Genomic DNA, 19,730 nt, shown 5'->3' on the forward strand with positions numbered 1-19,730 from the left:
CTAATAATGCCTCTCGAGTAAAACCGCTTCCAAACGATCGCTTATACGGCTGGGTACTTGTCGTTTGACCTCGTGTATGGCTTCGCCAATAGCATTGACGATAGCCTCTACATCAGCACTTCCGTGGCTTTTTATGACGATGCCGCGCAATCCTAGCAAACTTGCGCCGTTATACTGGTCGGGGTTCAGTGTTTTTAGTTCATTAAATAACCCAGAAAACAATTTTCTTGCAATCCAGCCCTTTATCGACGAGGCCATCATCCTCTCTTTCAACTTTTCGATAAATAGTTGGGCAGTCCCTTCACAGGTCTTTAAGCAGACATTACCAACAAAACCGTCGCACACGACAACGTCAGCAGCATCGTGAAGTAACTGATTCCCCTCTATATACCCGATAAAGTTCACTTCGTGTGTTTGGCTTAGCATCTCTGCACAGCGCTTCACAAGATCGTTACCTTTTATCTCTTCTGCGCCAATATTTAAAATGGCGACTCGCGGTGCCCTGCCAATCAATTCTTCCACTAAAGCACTACCCATCACAGCAAATTGAAACAAAGAATCTGAATCACTTGAGACATTGGCCCCAAGATCTAGCATCCATGTTTTTTTGCCACTGGCGGTCGGCAATGCCGAAACCAAAGCAGGACGTTCAATACCTGGAAGTAATTTTAGTCGGAAACGTGACAGTGCCATTAAAGCGCCCGTATTTCCACCACTGACACAAGCATCCGCTTTGCCATCGGCGACCAATTCAATGGCGGTACCCATTGAACTACCAGCACTATTTCTTAACGCGAGGGAAGGTTTTTCTGTATTTGAAATCACTCGGTCAGTGTGGGTAATACTCAAACGAGCATTCGGCTGATGACCAAGGTAGGACAATTGAGATGTGATCGAGTTCCGATCACCTATGAGGTTCACTTTGAGCTCTGGGAAATGCGACAGTGCCTGCACGGCGGCAGGCACTGTAACGCGAGGACCGAAATCCCCGCCCATTGCATCAAGTGCAACGGTTATATTTTGCAAAGGTCAACCTTACTTGTTGATAACCTTCTTGCCGCGGTAGTAACCTTCAGCAGTCACGTTGTGACGTAGGTGAGTTTCACCTGACGTTGCATCAACAGATAGAGCTGCTGTAGTTAACGCATCGTGTGAACGACGCATACCACGCTTAGAACGGGTTTTACGGTTTTTTTGTACGGCCATGGACCCTACTCCTATGTAAGAACTTAAAAAATTACTTCTTCAAGCTTTTTAAAACATCAAATGGATTTGGCTTCTCTTCTACAACTTCTTCAGGAAGTTCGCCAAACACCATGTTATCTGAATCAACGCTACAATCCGCTTCATCATGCATTGGGATTTGGGGTAAGTTTAGAATGAACTCGTCTTCAATCAACTGTATTAAATCCACTTCACCGTACTCGTTCAGATCTACCAAATCGTACTCTTCCGGGGCTTCCTCTTCACTCTTTGCACCTTTATTTGGCGTGTAAGTAAATTGGACGTCGCACTCATGTGCGAAAGTTTCATTACAGCGTTGACACTCTAAATCAACTTCGATGTTAGCTTTACCAGAGATAACAACGAGCTGCTGTTCATCTAACCCAAATGACAATTGCACTTGAGCGTCGCGTTTAACGCCTTCGACCGAGTCCTGTAAGCGCTTCAGCAAGCTAGCTTGAATGATACCATCATAATCAAGTCGCTTTTGCGCAGCGCGGCCGGGATCAACCGTTCGCGGTATTTTTACCTTTTGCATAGGGCGCGAATTCTATCTTCCAATTCTATTTGAGTCAAAGAAAAAGGTGAAAAACTTAGAGTTTTTTTCCTTTTGCCAACCATGTCTGGCGTAATCAAAAAGTGATCGTTTATGCTTAGCCAAATTTAAGACGATTGTAACTAAAAATGCCTCAATACCAACTTGTTTTAGCCTCAACATCGCCATTTCGTAAAAGCTTACTAGAGAAATTAACGCTGCCTTTTAGTTGCGCTAAGCCCGATTGCGATGAAACGCCATTGATGAATGAAACACCACAACAACTGGTGATGCGTTTGGCACAAACCAAAGCCCAGTCTTGTCAGCAACCAACAGGCTGCTTAGTCATTGGCAGTGATCAAGTGTGTGTCATTAATGGTCAAATCATCGGTAAACCGTTAACGCGCGAGAACGCAATAAAACAGCTCTCAGAGCAAAGTGGTCAATCCATCACTTTCTACACTGGCCTCGCGCTGCACAACACCACAACAGGTGAAACCGACGTTTGTCTAGACACGTTTGTTGTACACTTCAAAACCCTCAGTCAGCAAGCTATTGAACATTATGTTGACAAAGAACAGCCATTTTATTGTGCAGGCAGCTTTAAAAGTGAAGGACTCGGCATTGCCTTATTTGAACGCTTAGAGGGTAAAGACCCCAACACCTTGATTGGCTTACCTTTGATCGATTTAATCCATCTCTTGGAAAAGCAAGGCGTCGAGGTACTCACCACCGACAACCTAGTTTAAGCATCTCTCAAACCAGCGAGCACTTGCTCAAGTTTCAGCTCCATAGGCGCATTAATTTCCATCGGTTGTTCACTCTTAGGGTGAACAAATCGAATATTCGCCGCGTGAAGAAATAGCCGATCAAGTCCTACTTTTCCGGTGTAAGCATCAAAGCGTCGATCACCATAACGATCATCCCAAGCAATCGGATGCCCGGCAAACTGAGTGTGTACACGAATTTGGTGTGTCCGACCAGTAATAGGGCTTGCTTGAATAAATGTCGCTTGCTCAAATGACTCAAGAATCTTAAACCGAGTTTCAGAAGGCTTACCTTTGGGGTTCACTCGAACAATACTGTTCACTTCATTTTTCAGCAGCGGTGCATTAATCACTTTGCAACTCGGCTTCCACTTCCCCATCACCAAAGCGAAGTAGTATTTATTGACCGTCTTATCACGAAATTGTGCTTGTAAGTGACGCAGCGCGGAGCGTTTTTTAGCGACCAACAAAATACCTGAAGTATCCCGGTCAATACGATGTACCAGTTCCAAGAAACGAGCGTCAGGCCTTAGAGCTCTTAGGGCTTCAATAGCGCCAAATTTTAAACCACTTCCGCCATGCACCGCAGTGCCCGACGGTTTATTTAAAACCAATAAATGCTCATCTTCATAAATGATTTTACTCTCAAGTTCCGCCACCTTGTTCAGCTTTGTACTCGGCGCGACGTCCTCTTGGGATTTTTCGGTTACGGTTACCGGGGGAATTCTTACCACGTCACCAGACTGAAGCTTATATTCTGCCTTGACGCGCTTTTTATTCACCCGCACTTCCCCCTTGCGCAAGATTCGATAAATCATGCTCTTGGGTATACTTTTCAACTGGTTGCGCAAAAAGTTGTCAACTCGCTGGCCAGCCATATCAGCGTCAATATCGACGAACTGGACTTGGGTTCTAATTTCACTCATGACGCTATTCTACCATCCACCGCTGCGTGATTTCACATTTTATCGTTTTAAGGGCTGTTGTTTTCTCAGTTTGATGTGAACTGACAATTAATACGAACACATTTTCACCAACTTAGATTTAAAACTCGAATTTTCCACTAAAAATAATTTTAAAACAGAAACTTAAAAAACATGAAATTGACTTTTTTTTAAGATAGAGAACAATGCAGATTGCTGACTGTAACGGGTACTGCTATAGTTCACACCTGCAATGGATGCTTTACTTGCATTTAATAAAAAGTGAAGCGTTTTTGAGCAAAATAATGAGTATTTTTACTGATAACTTTGAATGCCGCATATGGCGTAAGACATTTCAGTTGTTGGTTGTTTGTTGCCCTACTCATCGCGTATTCATGATTAAGAGTATTTTCCGCCGATTGCGGTTCACAAGCAAACGTTACGCTTGTGAAGACTGAAGTGCCCCAAGAGCATCCCTCCAGCCGGGAGGCTGTACCGATAAAGCCATGGGATCTGGCACCGTGAACGCGACACAAGCAGCAAAAACATAAAACGAAGAAATATAACGAGATTTTAAATGAAAAGAATGTTGATAAACGCAACTCAAAAAGAAGAGTTGCGTGTTGCTTTGGTCGACGGCCAAAAGCTTTTCGATCTAGATATCGAAAGCCCTGGTCACGAATCAAAGAAAGCGAATATTTACAAAGGACGTATCACTCGCATTGAACCAAGTCTAGAAGCGGCATTTGTCGATTACGGCGCAGAAAGACACGGTTTCCTTCCTCTTAAAGAAATTGCCCGTGAATACTTCCCTCAAGGTTATACATATCAAGGTCGTCCTAGCATCAAAGAGGTGTTGAGCGAAGGTCAAGAAGTCATTGTTCAAGTTGAAAAAGAAGAACGTGGCAGCAAAGGCGCTGCACTAACGACGTTCATCTCTTTAGCGGGCAGTTACTTAGTCCTTATGCCAAACAATCCTCGTGCGGGCGGCATTTCACGCCGTATCGAAGGTGATGAACGCACTCAACTTAAAGCAGCACTAAGCACACTAGAATTGCCACAAGGTATGGGCTTAATCGTTCGTACTGCGGGCGTGGGTAAGAGTGCTGAAGAGCTTGAGTGGGATTTAAACGTCCTGCTTAACCACTGGGGTGCGATCAAAGAAGCTGCCGACTCAAATCCGGCGCCATTCCTGATTCACCAAGAAAGCAATGTCATCGTGCGAGCTATTCGTGACTACTTGCGTCGCGATATCGGTGAGATTCTTATCGACAGTAATACCATCTATGAGCGCGCACTTGAGCACATCAGCTTAGTTCGCCCTGACTTTGTTAATCGAGTCAAAAAGTACGATGGTGAAGTCCCGCTGTTCAGTCATTATCAAATTGAAAGTCAAATTGAATCCGCCTTCCAACGCGAAGTGCGTCTGCCTTCTGGTGGTTCGATTGTTATCGACCCAACTGAAGCATTGACATCAATCGATATCAACTCGGCACGTGCAACAAAAGGCGGGGACATCGAGGAAACAGCCCTTAATACCAACCTTGAAGCAGCAGATGAAATTGCACGCCAATTACGTCTACGTGACCTAGGTGGCTTGGTTGTGATCGACTTTATCGATATGACACCAGTACGCCATCAACGTGAAGTCGAAAACCGCTTACGTGAAGCCGTTCGTTTAGACCGTGCTCGCGTGCAGATTGGGCGAATTTCTCGCTTTGGCCTGCTCGAAATGTCTCGCCAACGCTTAAGCCCATCATTGGCAGAAGCAAGCCATCATATTTGTCCTCGTTGTACAGGTACTGGGGTTGTTCGTGACAACGAATCACTTGCGCTGTCAGTTTTACGTCTCATCGAAGAAGAAGCGCTGAAAGACAACACAGCTCAAGTTTTAGCGGTTGTGCCGGTGCCAATTGCCTCATACCTGCTCAATGAGAAACGCCGCTCGGTTAATCACATCGAACGTATTCAAGATGTGAAGATTACAGTCGTTCCAAATTCCGATATGGAAACACCACATTTCGATGTGATCCGTATTCGTGAGGGCGAAGAGTTTGATCTCCTTTCTTACCTCCTACCACAACGTATTGAGGAAATGAAAGAGGTCGAAGGTAAAGACAGCTCAGACAACGAAGGTCGTCCAAAGCGTCTTGAAGAGCCCGTTTTAAAAGGCTTTGCTGCGCCAGCACAGTCGGCACCAGCGCCGTCTGCACCAGTCAAAGCAGAAGCAAGCACGCCTGCAGCAGAACAAACACAAACAACCGAGAGCAAGACAGGATTGTTTGGCCGCTTATTTAAAGCACTTGGAAAAATGTTTGCGGATCCTGCTGAAGCAGAGAAAGCGGAAGTCAGCAAAGAAACGACAACTGAAGAGAAATCAACAGACAGTCAAAATCGCAACAACAACCGCAATCGTCGCAACAATAATCAACAGCGTCGTAATAACCGTGACAACAGCAAGCGCGATAACAATCGTGACAAGCCGCAAAAAGCACGTAATGAAAACGCTCAAGATGAGAAAAATGTTGCGGAGAAAGCCAACAGCAATAAACAGCAAAATCGCAAGAAACAGCAAGATCGTCGCAACAAGCGCAATGATGATGCAAAAGCGAGCAAAGTAGCTGAGGAAGGTCTAAAACTTGCGGCTGAAGCTCAGGTTAAAGACAAACCGAAAGCTGCAGATAAGCCGGCAAAAGCGGAAGAGAAAACCGTAAAAGTCAAAGAACGCCGTCAACAGCGTAAATTGACCAAACAAGTGCGTATACAGAGCCAAGAGCAAGCAGCTCAACAGGAAGTTCAAGCTGAAGCCGTTGTTGAACAAGCTCAAACGACTGAGCAAGCGACAGAAGAGGCTAGCCAAGAAACAAGCAAACAACGTCGTAACCGCCGCTCCCCTCGCCATTTACGAGCAAGTGGTCAACGTCGTCGTCGTGGCCGCGACCGCCGTCCAAATCCTTTCCGTCTGCGTAAAGGCGGTGTTGCCTCTCCAGAAATGGCAATGGGTAAAGTGATGCCGCGTTACGACCTAGCGAAAAAGCCTGAGAAGAAAGCGTCGCAAAACGAAACACCCGTAGCCATGGTTGGTGGTGTTGCTTGTCCAGAAATGGCGATGGGTAAAGTGATTATCCCAAGCCAAAAAGTGATTGAAGCACCGGTGACTGAGCCACAAACATTGGACACGGCTCAACAACAAGCGGTGTCTGAAGCGCCGGTAACGACAGAAGTTCAGGTTAACGATACTCCGATTCCAGCTGAAGTGAGTGTTGCTGAACAGGCAGAACCTCAAGGTCAGGAAGCTGAGCCTGCTTTATTAGCAGATGGTGAACCAGCGCCAATCGTACAAGCGATTGAAACTCAAGCGGACGTGGTCGAGACAACAGAATCGAAGCAAGAGGACGTGGTCGCGAGCAATCAGCCAGAGCCTGCGGTAGTAAGCAAACCAGCCTTCAAGGGGCACGCTGCTGCACCAATGGCCAAAGCACCAGGCAACAATGAACTCAAAGAGATTACAATTGTTGCCGCCGAGTTCCGTTCACAGCGCTATGCCTCTCGTGGCGCAGGCAGTCAGTTCGCAACTAGCCAGGCTGGCGCGGTGATGGCCAAAACCAGTGACTAAACAGTCTCGGATTAAAAGCAGCTCCTTCGGGGCTGTTTTTTTATTCTCTAGTAACACTTTGCTCACAAAAAGCTGATGAAATTTAGTTCAATATTGAACTAAATCACACTTTTCTGTAGCATCCGCCTCTCGCTCTGAGAGTGAGTTTTTAAATTACCGTCCCCTTTTATCCTTTTGTTGTTATCGCGTTTTTGCACTAAATAGCACAAGTGGGTACAACATTTTTCGGTAATGGTCCAAACTCCTATTCAGACCCTTTTTACTTATAAGGCTGATACTAAACACCTATGTTTGAATTCCCTCAATTTTCTAAACATTCAGTCAAAAACGACGTGCTTTCAGGTCTGACTGTCGCGCTTGCGCTGGTTCCTGAGGCCGTTGCTTTTGCTTTTGTTGCTGGCGTCGACCCTATGGTGGGGCTTTACGCAGCATTTATCGTTGGTTTGGTGACCGCTATTTTTGGTGGACGCCCAGGCATGATTTCTGGTGCAACTGGCGCAATGGCCGTTGTGATGGTTAGCTTGGTCGCAGAACATGGGATCCAATACCTGTTTGCAACGATTTTGCTCGCCGGTTTACTGCAAATCACCGCCGGTCTATTCAAGCTCGGTAAATTTATTCGCATGGTGCCACACCCTGTGATGATAGGCTTTGTAAATGGCTTAGCCATTGTGATTTTCCTAGCCCAACTCGGTCAGTTTAAAGTTCCAACTTTAGATGGCACATTGGCATGGCTACCACAAGATCAAATGATGCTAATGCTTGGCTTAGTTGCGCTGACCATGGCGATTATTCACTTTTTACCCAAGCTAACCACTGCGGTGCCATCCTCCTTGGTTGCTATTGTCTTCGTCACCCTATTAGTTCAAGGTCTTAATCTGGAAACGCGTACGGTGGTCGATTTCCTGCGTACAATGTCGGGTGATATGAACGCAACCCTTGCGGGTACCTTGCCGACATTTGCTATGCCTGACGTTCCTTTTAGCTGGGAAACACTACAAATCGTGCTGCCTTATGCTGTGATTCTCGCTGCGATCGGTTTGATTGAGTCTCTGTTAACGTTGACGGTGTTGGATGAAATGACGAACACTCGTGGTCAATCGAACCGTGAATGTGTTGGCCAAGGTTTAGCAAACGTCACCTGTTCAATGTTTGGTGCCATGGGTGGCTGTGCGATGATTGGCCAGTCTATGATCAACGTGAACTCTGGTGGTCGTGGACGCTTATCAGGTGTTGTGGCAGCCGTGATGCTGCTGGTATTCATCTTATTTGCTTCAGCGCTGATTGAAATGATTCCACTCGCGGCACTCGTTGGCGTAATGTTCATGGTGGTTATTGGTACCTTTGAATGGGCCACATTTAAACTGGCACGCCGCGTACCAAAGCAAGACTTTTTCGTCATTGTGTTAGTAACCGTAGTTACCGTCATGACGGATCTCGCGATTGCGGTCGCCGTCGGCGTGATTGTCTCCGCCCTGATGTTTGCTTGGGAACATGCAAAACATATTTATGCGAGCAGCAATTTGGATGAAGAAGGTAGCAAGGTCTACAAGATTAACGGCCCAATTTTCTTTGGCTCTGCCGCTAACTTCTTGGAGCTGTTTGATGCTCAAAACGATCCACAAGATGTGATCGTGGATTTCGCAAACTCACGTGTTGCTGATCACTCGGCCATCGAAGCGATTGAAACCTTGGCTGAGCGTTATACCGCACTGGGTAAAACACTTCATCTTCGTCACCTAAGCCAAGATTGCCGTGCGTTACTCGATAAAGCAGGTAGCTTAGTTGAAATTAACGTAAAAGAAGATCCAAGCTACAAAGTGGCAACCGATATTCTTGCTGGCTAAATAACGTTTAGTGCAAAAAAAAGGCTTCCACTGGGAAGCCTTTTTTATTGGTTTCAATAACTAAGCAATGCAACTCATCAGTTTAGGGCCAAGCAATGATGCCCGCCAGCCTTGCATCACGTCCGGCATCTGTTGAGTGTTTTGGTCAAGCTTCCAGCTCCACTGAATAAATTGATTCAATTGCTTTTTCGACGCCAAAAACTCTGTGGCTAATCCTGTCTCTTTCGAAACTGCAACCACTTGCTCTTTGAGCTTAGCCATCATCTGCTTATAGCCTGGCAGGTCCATTAAACGCTCTATCTTCTCTGGGTAGTCTGATTCAGGTGTTTGTTTCGCCTGCTTAACCAGACTGATGAGTTTCGCGCTATGGCGGTTAATGGCTCGTCCATCTAACCCCTCTTGCTCCATGGCCTGCTTTGTTTGTAATCCATGGCGAGCAATGGTCAGTAGCTCATTCTCACGAAATACAAAGTTCAACGCCAAATCACGACGCACCGCTTCTCGATAACGCCATTCCGCTAATGGCTTAAGCACAGCAAGTTGTTTCGGTTTTAACTGCCATGCTCCTTTAATATCAAGATACGCTTTTTCTGGCTCAGGCTGAACATCGCGTTTATCAATCATGCGCTGGCTTTCTTGCATTGACGCCTCTAACCAACCCGCCTCACTCACCTGTTTGAACAAAAACCCAAAGATGGGTAGCAAGTAATAAACATCCGCTGCTGCGTACTCAAGCTGTTTTACACTCAGTGGACGAGCAAGCCAATCCGTTCGTGACTCACTTTTATCTAATTCAATATCAAGATAACTGTTCACTAAACTGGCAAACCCCGTTGATAACCCTTGACCAAGAAATGCCGCCATAATTTGCGTGTCGAGCATGGGCTTAGGAACTGCGCTGAAACTGTGTTTAAACACTTCCAAATCTTCACCGCATGCATGCAGTACTTTGATCACATTCGTGTCTTCAAGTAGTTCAACAAAGGGTGACATGTCGGCAATCTCTAAAGGATCGATCAACGACACATTTTCGCCATCATAGAGCTGAATCAGGCCGAGTTGCGGATAAAAAGTACGTGTGCGTACAAACTCGGTATCCAGAGCGATGGCATTTTTACCACGCGCCGCGTGGCATACGCGTTGCAGGTCGGACTCTTGAGTAATAATTTGATAGTTCACTTATCTCTCTCTGTTTCTGAGTCAGCAAAAACAAAGATGCCGACGAGTTATGTCGGCATCTTAACACTATTCAATCAGGCTTTCTCGTGCTTCAACTTGCCTGTTTAAGTTTCTCATCGTTTTCTTCACGCAACACACGGCGCAAGATTTTACCCACGTTAGTTTTGGGCAGTTCTTCTTTAAATTCGATAAGTTTAGGTACTTTGTAACCCGTTAAGTGTTGACGACAGTGAGTAATGATCTCATCTTTCGTCAAACTTGGGTCGCGTTTCACCACGTAAATTTTGACCACTTCACCTGAAACATCGTGCGGCTGGCCAATGGCAGCCACTTCCAGAACTTTACCATGTAGCGCTACAACGTCTTCGATTTCATTAGGATAAACATTAAACCCTGAGACTAAAATCATGTCTTTCTTGCGGTCAACGATATGCAATAGACCTTGATCATCAAACTTAACGATGTCGCCGGTTGACAGCCAGCCATCATGATCGATAACTTCACGCGTCGCTTCGGGACGCTGCCAATACCCCTGCATCACTTGTGGCCCTCGAACTTGAAGCTCCCCGATTTCGCTATTCGCTAACACTTTACCTTCGTCATCGACAATACGAACCTCGGTAGAAGGCACAGGCAAGCCAATCGCTCCAGTATAATCGGTTAAATCATACGGGTTGCCAGTCACTAAAGGCGCACACTCGGTTAGACCATAGCCTTCCAATAGATGAATGCCCGTCACCTTTTTCCATTGTTCAGCGACACCACGTTGCACAGCCATCCCCCCACCGACTGACAGTTTGAGATTACTGAAATCTAACTCATGGAAATCTTCATTATGGACGAGAGCATTGAACAATGTGTTCACCCCAGTGATTGCGGTGAAGTCGTTATTTTGTAGCTCTTTGACAAACCCAGGAATATCACGAGGGTTGGTAATCAATAAGTTGCGAGCGCCCATTTCAATAAACAGCAAGCAGTTTACGGTCAATGCAAACACATGATACAGCGGCAGTGCAGTAACCACCATTTCACGCCCCTCAGAGAGCACTGGTCCGTACGCACCTTTCGCTTGAAGCACGTTAGCAATCATATTGCGGTGAGTGAGAATAGCGCCTTTCGCTACGCCAGTCGTGCCCCCGGTGTATTGCAAAAAGGCAATGTCTTCACCCGACATAAAGGGCTTCACATATTGTAGCCTACGCCCTTTGCGAATCGCTTTTCGCATTGAAATAGCCCCAGGCAAATCATATTTAGGAACCATGCCTTTAATATATTTGACGACAAAGTCGATCACCGTGCCTTTCGCCCGCGGCAGCATTTGCCCAAGACTCGTTAATACAACATGTTTAACTTGCGTATTTTCGACAATTTGCTCAAGTGTATTGGCAAAATTTGAAACAATGACGATCGCGGTTGCACTGGCGTCATTAAGTTGGTGCTCGAGCTCACGCGGTGTGTAAAGCGGGTTAACATTGACGGCAATCAAGCCTGCACGCAATACCCCAAATAGCGCCACAGGGTATTGAAGTAAATTCGGCATCATCAGGGCAACACGATCACCCTTTTTAAGTTTAAGTTCATTCTGCAGATAGGCGGCAAAAGCGCGGCTGCGCTCTTCTAGCTTACGATAAGTCATTACCGTGCCCATATTGATGAACGCCGGCTGGTCAGCAAACTTATGTACCGACTGTTCAAACATCTCGACTAAAGATGGGTACTGATCGGGATCGATCATTTCAGGTACGTCACTTGGATAACGTGATAACCAAGGTTTCTCCACAGTAATACTCCTCGTCATAGGCAAAGGGTTCGCCATATTGCGCTTTGCGCGCTTATTATTAACAGGCTAATTACACCATAGCCCGAGTGCATGAGCACGAAACACTCAAACACTTGTTTAAATTTTGTTAACCAAGCCAAAGATTAGACTAGAAACTCTAAATGGCTGCTGTAAATGGCAATGATGACCACCTTTGACCGTCATCACTTCACCAAAACATTCCTTCGCCTGAGCTTTTTTTCTCAGATGCGGATAGCCTTGATCGCCGAGAATAATTAAATTTGGGCAGGAGATGGCCGAATTAATTTCGGCCGCCTGCGCATCGGACATGCGATACAAAGAGTCCGCTTGCAATGCAATATCGTGGCGCCAACGCCAACCTGATTCTTCCTGCAAAGCGCCTCGAGCGACAATCGGTTCAATAAGCGGCTTGGGCAGATCATTAATTTGCGCACGACGTTCAATCATGTGCTCTAACGATGAAAAATAGCGTACTGGTTTCCGTCGTAGCCGTTGACGACTCATCACACCTTGCCGTAATCGCGTCACACCATGCTCCGCAGATTCAGACAGTGGTCCTGCGCCTTCAATTTGCACCAAACCCGCAACTTGGTCAGGAAAGGCGGCACTATAGCAACTTGCTACTAAAGCACCAAGAGAATGACCGACTAAAATCAGCTTATTTGGCGATATTTTGGACAGAAGTTGGAAAATATCGTCGATATAATCGTGAAAAGGGTAATAGGAATGGGGTGTTTTGGGGCTAGATAGACCATGCCCGGGAAAATCCACGGCACACCCATAAATTGAGGCACTCTGCGCTGACAACGCCTCCATTACAGAGAAAAAGCTTGCCGCGTTGTCCAACCAGCCGTGCAAAAAAACCACCGAGACTTCAGCTGACTGACAATCACCAAACTCTATCGTCGCCAGTTGACCAGAAGCGATAGAGTATTGCTTTTCGACGAGCATTTATTTGACTTCTTGTATCACTCGACCACTGTTCCCGGAAATGGGATGACGCCAAACACGGCAATTAAAGCCATAGCAGGGATAGAAAGGGTCGATGTCATTAATAATGACGCGTTCCTCAACCCGCCATAAATGATAAGCGCGCGCATTCACGACAGGAAACTGATGCTGGTATTTATCGACACTCCCCTTCTCGGTTCCCGCAGAATCACCCAGTACCGTAATTAAACGCCCTTCGCTGTAGGTAACCGGATCGAGAAACCCTTGAACGTAAGCCACAAAACGCCCTTTGGGTTCATGGCTGAGCATAGGCTTACCCGCGTTTCCTATTGGCATATTGACGATTTCAAGGCGTGTCTTATCACTAAGGTTAGAAATGTTTGCAATGACGCCACCAAGACGAACTTCTTGTTGATCATTCGGGTTGGCTTGCCAGGTTTGGAAATCAGTGACAACCGCAGGGTTTTGAGTTTCAAGCTCTTGGGGTAACGATGCGCAAGCTGAAATCATCAACAGAGAGCTCATCATCAACAGATAACGACTAATACCACGAATCGACATATCGCCTCTCGAAATTTTATCTAGATATAGATATCGACGCCGAGAAGTTGAGTAAGTTCCTCCCGGCGTGCTTGATTCATCACATCCATGTACTTTTCCATCGCTCTGCGACCACTGCCTTCTGGCAGATCATATTCGACTTGAGCTCGGTGGATGTCGCTCTCTTGCACATGACGAATCGTGTTCGCAACGGCGTTCGCAACTTTACTCGGCTCACCAATAGGCGTCTTTGCAGGCGATTTACGCTTATTCGTGGATTTCTGGGCTTTATTTGAACCCGGTATCGCCGCCGGTGGTAATCCATTTAAAGAAACCATATCACTCCAAGTATCGCATTAACGCCCATTGCTCACCTCAGCTGGAAATTACTCACGGCCAGGCAATTTTTTCCATGTCACATTATCACGAAGATAAACCGGGCTGGACTCTTCGACAGAAACAGTATGACCTTGTTCCCATTCAAGTTTAGCCAATTGCACAATATCTTGCGCATCGGGAAACTCAATCTCACCTGCGGTAACAGTATACGGGAGTGCAGCCAATTCGTTGGCGTAGGTCTGCCAACCTGTACCCGCGCTGACCCAGTTTTTGTCATCACTACTGCTTGCGTCAACTAATGTTTGCGGGGCAACCACGGCTTCGCTGTCAACCTCTTGCCAATGACCATCCGCTTGACGAGCAAATCGGCCCCAATATACCTCACCCATTCGCGCATCAATCGCGCTCACGACATCCGTCGCTCCAGAAACGCGGTAGCAGGCTTGCGCCATCGCTTTAAGCGTTGAAACGCCAATCATGGGTAAGTCGGCACCAAACGCTAAACCTTGTGCAATACCGATACCAATGCGGACACCGGTAAAACTGCCAGGACCGCGACCAAAAGCCAAAGCGTCAAGATCATTAAGTTGGATATCGGCTTCTTTAAGCACTTCATCGACCATAGGTAATACTTTTTTTGTATGATCTCGAGGAGCAACCTCACTACGACTATAAATACGATCATCAATCAACAGCGCAACTGAACAGTTCTCTGTTGATGTATCTAAGGCTAGGATTTTTACGCTCATGCCACTCTCAATATTCTTGTGTTGATGGTTGTGAAATTGTATGTAAGAACTGTTTAATATTCTCTAAGTCTCGAGTACGCGGAATCGGCGGCAAACTCGCGAGAAAAATGCCTCCATATTCACGAGTGACCAATCGGTTATCGCAAATAATCAATGCGCCAGAATCCTTTTTGTCTCGAATTAGGCGTCCTACGCCTTGCTTTAATGTGATGACTGCATCCGGAAGCTGTACTTGGGCAAACGGATCACCGCCACGCAGACGACAATCTTCAATACGAGCTTTAAGCAGCGGGTCATCCGGTGCGGTAAAGGGCAGTTTATCGATAATAACACAGCTCAGCGCGTCACCTCTAACATCGATGCCTTCCCAAAATGCCCCCGTTGCCACCAGCAGCGCATTACCCAATTCCATAAATTCAGACAAGGTCTTTTGTTTGCTGGTTTCACCTTGCATTAACACTGGAATAGTTAGCTGCTCTCGAAAACGCTCCCCAAGGTCGCGCATCATACTGTGTGACGTACACAAAAAGAAGCAGCGCCCTTGGTTTTGCTCAATAATTGGCGCCAACATACGCACTAATTTGTCTGCAAGCCCCTGACTATTCGGTTCAGGTAGGTAACGTGGGACACACAACCGAGCTTGGTTTTGATAATCAAATGGGCTTGGCAGAGACATTTGACTCGCAGGTTTAATGCCCAAACGCGAAGTGAAATGCCCAAAGTCATCATTGACCGCTAAGGTTGCTGAGGTAAATATCCAAGCGCCTTGCTTGATCTCCATTTGCTCGTGGAATTTATCCGATACCGATAGCGGCGTAATGTGTAAGCTAAAGTGACGCGGTGTCGTATCAAACCAATACGAATACCCAGTGATGGAGACATCGCAAACTCTATCAATCCGCGACTTAATCAAATTGGCCCGTTCAAAAGCCGCATCAAGTAGTTGGCTACGACCTAGCGCTAATTTGAGCACATCAATGGCAAAATCCAAGGCTTCAGTTAGCCGCTCCATCTCCCGAGCAATCGTTGGGGAAGCTATCGCATCACGCCAATTGCCTCGAAAACCGGTATCACCAAGAATAATGCGTAAATCCATGGCCGACTGTACCAACTTCTCAGCAATCTTTTGCAGCTGACGCATGTCCTTGGCTTCGGTGCGGTAGCTGATCTCGATGTCTTTGGCCAATTCTTGAATTTGCCGACTTGAAACCGATTGTCCGAAGTATTGACTCGCAATATCAGGTAACTGATGAGCTTCATCAAAAATGAACACATCTGCTTCGGGAATTAGCTCACCAAACCCGGTTTCCTTGATCGCCAAATCTGCTAAAAACAGATGGTGGTTGACCACCACCACTTCCGCGTCCATCGCCTTTTTACGAGCTTTGAGTACATAGCAATCGGTGTAACTCGGACACTCTTTTCCTAAGCAATTATCATTGGTTGAGGTTATGGTTGGGATGATCGGGCTGTCTTCGGCTATCGCATCACATTCACCCAAATCGCCAGTTTTGGTTTCGGAAGTCCAAGCGCGAACTTTGACTAACTGGCTGAGTAACGTAGGGTCTGCACTGTTATTATGACTCTCAACCATCTGACGACTGAGACGGTCCAGACACAGATAATTGGACCGTCCCTTTAATAGCGAGACTTTTCCATGAAAACCTAAAGCGTCAGTCATCAGAGGAAGATCACGATGATAAAGCTGCTCTTGAAGGTTTTTCGAGCCTGTACTGATGATGACTTTTTTTCCACTGAGTAAAGCCGGCACCAGATACGCAAACGTTTTGCCTGTACCCGTCCCAGCTTCTACCACAACTTGGCCTTGGTTTTTAATAGCGTCAGCGACGGCGGTTGCCATATCAACTTGCGCTTGGCGAGGCTGAAAGCCCGGAATGGCGTTACCCAATGCCCCCTGCGCAGAGAATACTTTTTCGATCATCAAACTCAAACCATGAAAAATAGAGCGGCAATTATGTCAGGTTTAGCCACAAGTCGCGATGCCAATTGTCAACCATGACTCGATAACTTGACCCGATAACATACGCTATCATACCCATCTAACAATGGATGACTGCCTCACAACCAAGCAGGCAAACGATTACCTGTGATTATGTGTTGAAACCTTAGCAATATTAGTTTAATTGTTAAGGCTACTCTAAATAACCCTTATACAGCCCAAGCTTATAATAAGAACCGCGCACGGAAGTATCGTATCCATGGAAAAGAAAACACTACTCACTCATTGCACAGACGCCCCAGGATTGATTTCAAAAATTACCAGCATCTGTTACCAACACAAACTCAACATCATTCATAACAATGAGTTCGTAGACAACCCGACTGGCCAGTTTTTTATGCGCACTGAGCTGGAGGGTGAATTCAATGATCACGCCTTTCTCGCCGATCTTGATGACGCGCTTCCAGCCTGCACGACACGCCGTTTGGTAGACTCAGCTCGCAAAAAAATTGTTATCTTAGTCACCAAGGAAGCCCATTGCCTTGGCGATATTTTAATGAAGACATACGATGGCAGCTTAGATGTAGACGTAGCGGCGGTAGTTGGTAATTACGATAATTTACGCCAGTTAACCGAACGTTTTGATATTCCCTACCACTTTGTGTCTCATGAAGGCTTAAACCGCCAAGAACATGAAGCAAAAATGCTGGATGTCATCAACCAATATCAAGCTGACTATTTGGTGCTCGCAAAATACATGCGTGTTCTCACCGCTGATTTCGTTGGTCAATATCCCCACAAAATCATTAATATTCACCACAGTTTCTTACCCGCTTTCATCGGTGCGAGACCGTATCAGCAAGCTTACGATCGCGGTGTTAAAATCATCGGCGCGACTGCTCACTTCGTGACCAACGATCTCGATGAAGGCCCAATCATTAAGCAAGACGTCATCCCTGTGGACCATAACTTTAGTGCCTCTGACATGGCTCAAGCCGGACGAGATGTAGAAAAAAGTGTGTTAAGCAAAGCGTTAAGCAAGGTTGTTGATGATCATGTATTCGTTTCAGGCAACAAAACCGTTATTTTGTAATCTGACATCATGAGACAAAAGAAAGGCCGCCGCCTGAAAGGTCGCGGCCTTTTTAATTACAAATTCAACGCAAGTTCCACGCCTTGGCGTATGGCACGCACTGCGTCAAGCTCACCGGCGTAATCCGCACCGCCAATCACGTGTAGCTTCTCGCCAAATTCATCCCAGCGATGTTCAAAACTGCGCACCGACTCTTGCCCTGCACAAATCACTATTGTATCAACGTCTAAGCATTGAGCCTTACCATTTTGCACAAGGTGCAATCCGTGCTGATCGATTTTTTGATACTCCACGCCTCCCAATAGATGCACACCCCGCTTTTCTAACGTGCGCTTATGAATCCAGCCTGTGGTTTTACCTGGCCCTTTCCCCACACGCCCTTTGCGACGTTGTAGTAACCATACTTGCTTATCACTGGCTTCATCTGGGTAAGGATACAAGCCGCCAGGATGAGTGAGCGTTTTATCTATTCCCCACTCATACAACCAATCATCGAGTTGATGCTCGTTGGGTTCGGTGATCATACTGGCAACATCCACGCCAATTCCACCAGCGCCAATGATCGCAATTTTGTCACCAACGGGGGTTTTCTCCTTGATTAAGGTTTGGTAATCAATCACTTTGGGTGAGTTTTCAAGCCCGTCGATTTGAATCTCACGAGGTGTCACGCCTGTTGCCATGACGATGTGGTCATAATCACGCAACATGTCAGCGTTCACTTCCGTGTCGAGATGCAAACGTACACCGGTTTGCTCGATGCGATTAGCAAAATAACGAATCGTCTCACGAAACTCTTCTTTACCCGGAATTTGCATTGCTAAACGAAATTGGCCGCCAATCCTATCTGCCCGATCAAATAAATCAACTTGATAACCGCGCTCAGCTAATGTGGTCGCACAAGCTAGACCAGCAGGTCCCGCACCAACGACAGCGACAACTTGTGACTGGCTCGCCGCTTCAAGAGTTAGCTCAGTTTCGTAACATGCGAACGGGTTCACCATACAAGTGGCGCGCTGACCTTTAAACACGTTATCTAAACACGCTTGATTACAGCCAATACAAGTATTAATCAGCTTCGGCTGCTGCTGTTCTGCTTTTAACACGAAATGAGGGTCAGCCAGTAACGGGCGCGCCATGGATACCATGTCTGCTTGGCCAGAAGCCAAGATACGTTCTGCGTCCTCCGGTGTATTGATACGGTTGCAGGTCACAATAGGAACATTCACATGCGGTTTGACTTGTTCGGTAACCCAACTAAACGCCCCACGCGGAACTTGGGTTGCAATGGTCGGGATACGTGCTTCGTGCCAACCTATCCCCGTATTGATGATGGTCACTCCTGCCTTTTCTAGTGCCTTGGCTAACTCAACCACCTCTTGAAAACTGCTACCTTCTTCCACCAGATCCAGCATGGACAACCGAAAAATAATGATGAACTGCTCACCCACCTCAGCTCGGATGGCCTTGACAATTTCAAGCGGAAAACGAATGCGATTTTGGTACTCGCCACCCCACTCATCATAACGCACGTTGGTTCGCTTACAGATAAACTGGTTGATTAAGTACCCTTCAGAGCCCATCACTTCAACACCATCATAACCAGCACTTTGCGCCAATTTTGCACTGTTTGCGAAATCAGAAATCGTGCTTTTGATTTGTCTCACACTCATTTCACTAGGAGCAAAACGGGCGATCGGTGCCTTAATGGCGGATGCACTTTGTGAAAACGGATGCATCGCATAGCGACCTGCGTGCAAAAGTTGTAAAGCAATTTTCCCCCCATGCTCATGAACCGCATCGGTCACAACTTGATGCGCTTGTGCATGCTTAGGCTTACTAAATTCGGCGCTAAATGGGTGTAATCGTCCACGCAGATTAGGCGAGACCCCACCGGTAACGATCAAGCCAACACCACCTTTAACTCGTTCTTGATAAAAGGCGGCAAGCTTGTGAAGACCTGCTTTGTCTTCTTCTAAACCAGTGTGCATAGAGCCCATCAGAACGCGGTTTTTCAATTGGGTAAAACCGAGGTCTAAAGGCTGAAGTAGATTTGGGTACATGGCAGACATCGCTATTTTTATATTTATGGTCTGACCAGAATATTGTCGGGTTAAACAAAAATCAAACAAGTGTTTACATTTCTGTAACAGCGATCAACTCCCTATTGTTCGAATATACTTGTTTAAGTAGGATATCATCGATTAGT

At 46.4% G+C, this 19,730-nt stretch carries 16 protein-coding genes; 4 read left to right on the forward strand and 12 right to left on the reverse strand.

Annotated features, from left to right (window positions below):
* Genes plsX through yceD form a run of 3 tightly spaced genes read right to left on the reverse strand, consistent with a single transcriptional unit; the run spans position 1 to position 1,762 of the window.
* Entirely contained in the window at positions 1-1,026 is a 1,026-nt protein-coding gene (plsX, locus tag ACFFUV_RS07300) for a phosphate acyltransferase PlsX (RefSeq protein ID WP_390190830.1), read from the reverse strand.
* A gap of 9 nt (positions 1,027-1,035) precedes the next feature.
* A complete protein-coding gene (gene rpmF, locus ACFFUV_RS07305) occupies positions 1,036-1,206 on the reverse strand; it encodes a 50S ribosomal protein L32 (RefSeq protein ID WP_014232495.1) in 171 nt (56 codons plus the stop codon).
* A 31-nt stretch (positions 1,207-1,237) separates the two neighbouring features.
* The gene (yceD, locus tag ACFFUV_RS07310; RefSeq protein ID WP_390190833.1) at positions 1,238-1,762 is read right to left on the reverse strand and encodes a 23S rRNA accumulation protein YceD; all 525 of its coding nucleotides are present in this window, start codon (positions 1,760-1,762) and stop codon (positions 1,238-1,240) included.
* A gap of 146 nt (positions 1,763-1,908) precedes the next feature.
* Between yceD and ACFFUV_RS07315 the strand changes: the two genes are divergently transcribed.
* Positions 1,909-2,508 (forward strand): Maf family protein, encoded by a 600-nt coding sequence (locus ACFFUV_RS07315; protein ID WP_390190834.1) that lies wholly within the window; start codon positions 1,909-1,911, stop codon positions 2,506-2,508.
* On the opposite strand, the gene rluC is transcribed toward ACFFUV_RS07315, so the two are convergent.
* On the reverse strand, positions 2,505-3,452 hold the full coding sequence (gene rluC / locus ACFFUV_RS07320; RefSeq protein ID WP_390190835.1) for a 23S rRNA pseudouridine(955/2504/2580) synthase RluC: 948 nt from the start codon (positions 3,450-3,452) through the stop codon (positions 2,505-2,507). The genes ACFFUV_RS07315 and rluC overlap by 4 nt on opposite strands.
* A gap of 574 nt (positions 3,453-4,026) precedes the next feature.
* Between rluC and rne the strand changes: the two genes are divergently transcribed.
* Together rne and ACFFUV_RS07330 are read left to right on the forward strand one after the other, a co-directional pair.
* Positions 4,027-7,065 carry a ribonuclease E gene (gene rne, locus ACFFUV_RS07325; protein ID WP_390190836.1) on the forward strand — a complete coding sequence of 1,013 codons (3,039 nt, stop codon included), beginning with the start codon at positions 4,027-4,029 and terminating at the stop codon, positions 7,063-7,065.
* A gap of 287 nt (positions 7,066-7,352) precedes the next feature.
* Positions 7,353-8,912 carry a SulP family inorganic anion transporter gene (locus ACFFUV_RS07330; protein ID WP_390190838.1) on the forward strand — a complete coding sequence of 520 codons (1,560 nt, stop codon included), beginning with the start codon at positions 7,353-7,355 and terminating at the stop codon, positions 8,910-8,912.
* A gap of 60 nt (positions 8,913-8,972) precedes the next feature.
* Here ACFFUV_RS07330 and rnd read toward each other — a convergent pair whose 3' ends face one another.
* From rnd to yoaA, 7 genes are all read right to left on the reverse strand, one after another.
* Positions 8,973-10,091 carry a ribonuclease D gene (gene rnd / locus ACFFUV_RS07335; protein WP_390190839.1) on the reverse strand — a complete coding sequence of 373 codons (1,119 nt, stop codon included), beginning with the start codon at positions 10,089-10,091 and terminating at the stop codon, positions 8,973-8,975.
* Between the two features lie 91 nt (positions 10,092-10,182).
* Positions 10,183-11,871 carry a long-chain-fatty-acid--CoA ligase FadD gene (gene fadD / locus ACFFUV_RS07340; RefSeq protein ID WP_390190841.1) on the reverse strand — a complete coding sequence of 563 codons (1,689 nt, stop codon included), beginning with the start codon at positions 11,869-11,871 and terminating at the stop codon, positions 10,183-10,185.
* A gap of 117 nt (positions 11,872-11,988) precedes the next feature.
* Positions 11,989-12,843, reverse strand: a complete 855-nt coding sequence (locus ACFFUV_RS07345) for an alpha/beta hydrolase (protein ID WP_390190843.1) — start codon at positions 12,841-12,843, stop codon at positions 11,989-11,991.
* Positions 12,844-13,404 carry a Slp family lipoprotein gene (locus ACFFUV_RS07350; RefSeq protein WP_390190845.1) on the reverse strand — a complete coding sequence of 187 codons (561 nt, stop codon included), beginning with the start codon at positions 13,402-13,404 and terminating at the stop codon, positions 12,844-12,846.
* A 20-nt stretch (positions 13,405-13,424) separates the two neighbouring features.
* A complete protein-coding gene (locus ACFFUV_RS07355) occupies positions 13,425-13,721 on the reverse strand; it encodes a chromosome partitioning protein ParA (protein WP_390190847.1) in 297 nt (98 codons plus the stop codon).
* A 48-nt stretch (positions 13,722-13,769) separates the two neighbouring features.
* A complete protein-coding gene (gene tsaB / locus ACFFUV_RS07360; RefSeq protein WP_390190850.1) occupies positions 13,770-14,471 on the reverse strand; it encodes a tRNA (adenosine(37)-N6)-threonylcarbamoyltransferase complex dimerization subunit type 1 TsaB in 702 nt (233 codons plus the stop codon).
* A gap of 7 nt (positions 14,472-14,478) precedes the next feature.
* The gene (gene yoaA, locus ACFFUV_RS07365) at positions 14,479-16,413 is read right to left on the reverse strand and encodes a DNA repair helicase YoaA (protein ID WP_390190852.1); all 1,935 of its coding nucleotides are present in this window, start codon (positions 16,411-16,413) and stop codon (positions 14,479-14,481) included.
* 277 nt (positions 16,414-16,690) lie between these two features.
* Between yoaA and purU the strand changes: the two genes are divergently transcribed.
* Entirely contained in the window at positions 16,691-17,524 is an 834-nt protein-coding gene (gene purU, locus ACFFUV_RS07370; RefSeq protein WP_390190853.1) for a formyltetrahydrofolate deformylase, read from the forward strand.
* Positions 17,525-17,580: 56 nt separating this feature from the next.
* On the opposite strand, the gene ACFFUV_RS07375 is transcribed toward purU, so the two are convergent.
* Positions 17,581-19,584 carry an oxidoreductase gene (locus tag ACFFUV_RS07375; protein ID WP_446697909.1) on the reverse strand — a complete coding sequence of 668 codons (2,004 nt, stop codon included), beginning with the start codon at positions 19,582-19,584 and terminating at the stop codon, positions 17,581-17,583.
* Positions 19,585-19,730 lie beyond the last annotated feature (146 nt).

Origin of the sequence: Vibrio olivae (genome assembly GCF_042428525.1) — a bacterium.
Taxonomy (GTDB): Bacteria; Pseudomonadota; Gammaproteobacteria; order Enterobacterales; family Vibrionaceae; genus Vibrio; species Vibrio olivae.